Source organism: Gandjariella thermophila (assembly GCF_005405885.1).
GTDB classification, from domain to species: Bacteria; Actinomycetota; Actinomycetes; order Mycobacteriales; family Pseudonocardiaceae; genus Gandjariella; species Gandjariella thermophila.
In genome coordinates this window covers 1-3,591 of the sequence record NZ_BJFL01000088.1, presented here as the reverse complement: position 1 = coordinate 3,591, position 3,591 = coordinate 1, and the positions used below count along the sequence as shown (strand labels likewise).

Sequence of the window (3,591 nt, the reverse complement as noted above, 5' to 3'; positions counted from 1 at the left end):
GTCGTAGGTGTCCCAGTCGTCGTGGGTGCCGCCGGCCGCGGTGAAGATGTCCCGCAGCAGCAGGCGCAGGCCCTCGGCGTCGACGCCGTCGCGTGGGTCGTCGGGACCGATCAGCTCGGCCGCGCCCTCGACGGCCATCCACTCCCATCCGACCCGGGCCACGACCGTGGCCTGCGGGCGGGTCCGCAGGTTGGCGAGCTTGCGGGCGCCGCCCCGGGCGACGAAGCCCACGACCGGAGTCCCGGTCACCGGATGGTCCAGCACGCCGGCGTTCACCACCGACGCCTGGATGGTGCCGTTCCCGCGCAGGGTGGACACCACGCACAGTCCATTGTCGAGGGACACCAGCCGCGCGAAGCCCGCCAGATCAGCCACGGCGACAGGGTAGGTGCCGCGGTCGCGGTCATGCGCGCATACCCGGGTTCCGCGTGATGCTCGGGTAGTCGTTGTTCGCGAGCGTGGGCAGCCGGGTCAGCCCGGACCGCATGCCGTGGTCGACGTGCACGTCGAACAGTCCGACCGGGTACCGGTAGCGGATGAGGAACACGTGTCCCCACGGCAGTCGTGGCGGGCCGCCGGGGAGGTCGGCGTCCAGATCGACCTGCGTCCACTCGGCGGCGGTTTCCGCCCACGCCCCACCCCAGGACACGTTGCTGATGTTGTAGGGCCACTCCGTCGGCAGGTTCTCGTCCGTGGTGAGGTGCACGGTCGGGGTGTCGGTGAGGCCGTTGCGGATGCCCACCTGGTCCACGCACGGCCACAGCGCGGTCATCATGTGGTTGGCCAGCACCGGCTGGCCCCGGGTCACCTCGTTGACCGATCGCGGTTCGGTGAGTTTCGGCTCGGCCACGGCGATCCAGCTGTCCGCCCCGGTGACCCGGTCGACAGCGACCACCCGCACGGCCTCGGGGCGCGGTGAGGGCAGCGGCACGGAGAGTTGCTGCCACTCGCGGATCGGCCTGCGGACGTCCGGCTGGAGGGTTTCCTCGCCGGTGACCTGACCGCCGCGTCCGAACTGGACCCGGAGGTCCTGGCCGGCGAGCCGCCCGGCCAGCGGCACCGTGACGTGCGTGGCGGTGGTCGACGCCGGCAGCGGATACCAGCCGGTGGTCAGCCCGCCGGTGCCGGGGGTCGCGCCGTCCGGCTGGTCGTCGTGCCACACCGTGGTGGGCGCCGGCCACGGGTCACCCGGAATCGGCACCGGCCGGCTGTTGACGAAGTCACCGGTAAGCGTGGCCCGTGTCGCGGGGGCGGCGAGTTGTCCCGGCGACGGCAGCTTCACCGTGACGTCGCTGGCCAGCCCGCAGCCGTGGCCGAAAAGCGTCTGCACCCCGGAACGCGCCACCGTCCAACCCGGCGCCTGCGCGATCGGTGCATACCCGAACAACGCCACCATCAGCAGCACCGAACCGATCGACGCCGAGGCCAGCACCGCGCGGTCCGGCAGCAGCCGGACGAGCTTGCCGCTGCCCCGGCGCCATCTCGCCCACCCGAACGCGACGAGCGCGACCCCGATCCACAGCAACGGGTTGCGCAGGTACACCGGGCCGAAGTGCGGGGCCATGTTGTTGGTCATCGGGTCGATGTCCAGGTGGTGGCCGAACCGCTGACCCGCGTCGGTGAACGGCACCCAGTAGTTGCTCCCGGCGAAGCTCAGCGACACCGCACCGACCACCAGGAGGACGCTGACGCTGGTGACCACGGCACCGGCACGGCGCGGCAGCGGGGACCGCAGCAGCGCCGCGGCCAGCAGCACGGTGGGCGCGGCCGCCACCGCGTGGAAGTGGTTGACCCACTTGGTAGGGCTGAACGACAGCAGCGCCAACGCCAGCGCGCTGGTGATCGTGCTGACCACGACCAGCCGCCGGATCGGGTCGCGGCCCACCCCGCCGCGACCGCTGGCGATGGCGACCACGACCACGATCGCCAGCGTGAGCAGCACCGGCAGCCGGCGGGCCCAGCCCGCGGTGTCGAGCAGGGTCTTGTAGTGGACGAACTCCTCGTACCAGGCGAACGAGAGGTAGTACCAGTCGTGCACCCGGCTCGCCTCGATGACGTCGCCGAGGGTCGCGTCGGCGAAGCCGACCGGCACCGCCACGGTCGCCGCGGCGGCGAGCAGCGACGCCACCGCCACCCGACCCGACCACGGCTGCCTGCGCAGCGCGGGCACCAGCCACACCGTGCTCAGCACCAGCGGGGCGGCGGCGACCAGCCCGGACGGGGAGCAAGTCACCGCCAGCGCGGCGAACACCACGGCCACCGCGAACGCGCCGATGCTGTGCCGCAGCGCGGCGGCCTCGGCGAACACCAGGGTGGCCGCCGCGCACAGCACGATGAACGGCTCCGGGCGGAGCGTCGTGCCGTACGGCAGGTACCAGACGAGATGTGCGACGAGCAGCGCCCACGGCACCGCGCGCAGCGTGGCGGCGCGGCCCAGCACCGTGGCCAGCAGCACGCGAAGCAGCACCCAGGTCAGCAGCCCGCAGATAGTCGGCACCAGGCGCATCCACCACAGCGACCAGCCACCGAGTTCGCCCCAGAACTGCAGCACGTACTGGCTGAGGACGAACGGATTCTCGGTGACATTGAACATGTAGACGAAATTGCCGATATATCCGTCCTGCCCGGCATTTCGGGCCATCATCATGTACCAACTGTCGTCCATGTTGGCCGGCCCGAGAAACAGCCAGGCCACCGCGACGGCCAGCATCACGGCGTCGGCAGCGGACGGTCGTGGGACGCGCAGGCCGCGCATGGACTGCCTGCCGCGCCAGCGCCGCCACGCCAGCACGAGCAGGCTCGCCAGCGCCAGCACGTGCGCGACCAGTAACGCGATCTTCAACCCCGACGGGCGGGACTGGTAGCGGGCGTCGGTGTGCAGCGTGACCGCCAGGCCCGCCAACGCCTGGCCGTCCGCCTGCGTGGACAGCTCGCTGACCTGTGGTGGCAGCAGGTCACGCCGACTGACCAGTTCGGTGCCGTCGCGCCACACGCGGACGCCGTTGGAGTCTGCCCGCAGCCGGTACACGCACGGCTCCGGCCGCAACGGCTCGTCCAGCACGACGACCCCGGAAACCCAGAACCGCACGCCGCCCTGTTGCGCCCGGACGTACAGTCCCGGCCCGCCGCCGGGGTAGGTGGCAAGCGCCGTCCCCCCACTACCGGCCAGCGCGCGGAGCGTCGCGCACGGCACCGTCGCCTCGAAGCTCAGCGGCCGGTACGGCGACAGCGGCACGACCGTCGACATCGCCGCCGATCCCGCCTTCGGCCAGCTGACCACCGGATCGTCGATGACCACCGGCACCACCATCACGCCGATGCCGAGCAGCACGGTCAGCCCGGCGAGTACCGCGATCAGCCAGTTGCCCCGTGACCGCCGATAGGGGCGTGGTCGCCCGGGTTGCGACTCGGACGATCCCACGATCCTGCGCCGCTGTTCTGTGGCGAATATCACGCCCGTTGTCCCGCCGCTCCACTCGATTTCGCAGTCCGTTCACCTTCGGCGCCCGACCCCGCCTCGGATGCCCGCGCGACAGTTTCGCGGCTCCCGCCCCCACGATTCAGCAAGAAAGACGAAAAGGAGATCTATTG

General features: G+C 71.5%; 2 protein-coding genes. Both read right to left on the bottom strand.

What is annotated here, in order from left to right; translation table 11 throughout:
- Positions 1-375, bottom strand: a 375-nt coding sequence (locus FFT21_RS28190) for a pyridoxamine 5'-phosphate oxidase family protein (protein ID WP_137816941.1), incomplete at its 3' end; no start/stop codon positions are given.
- Positions 376-403: 28 nt separating this feature from the next.
- Entirely contained in the window at positions 404-3,421 is a 3,018-nt protein-coding gene (locus FFT21_RS28185; protein ID WP_225978840.1) for an arabinosyltransferase domain-containing protein, read from the bottom strand.
- Positions 3,422-3,591: the final 170 nt, after the last annotated feature.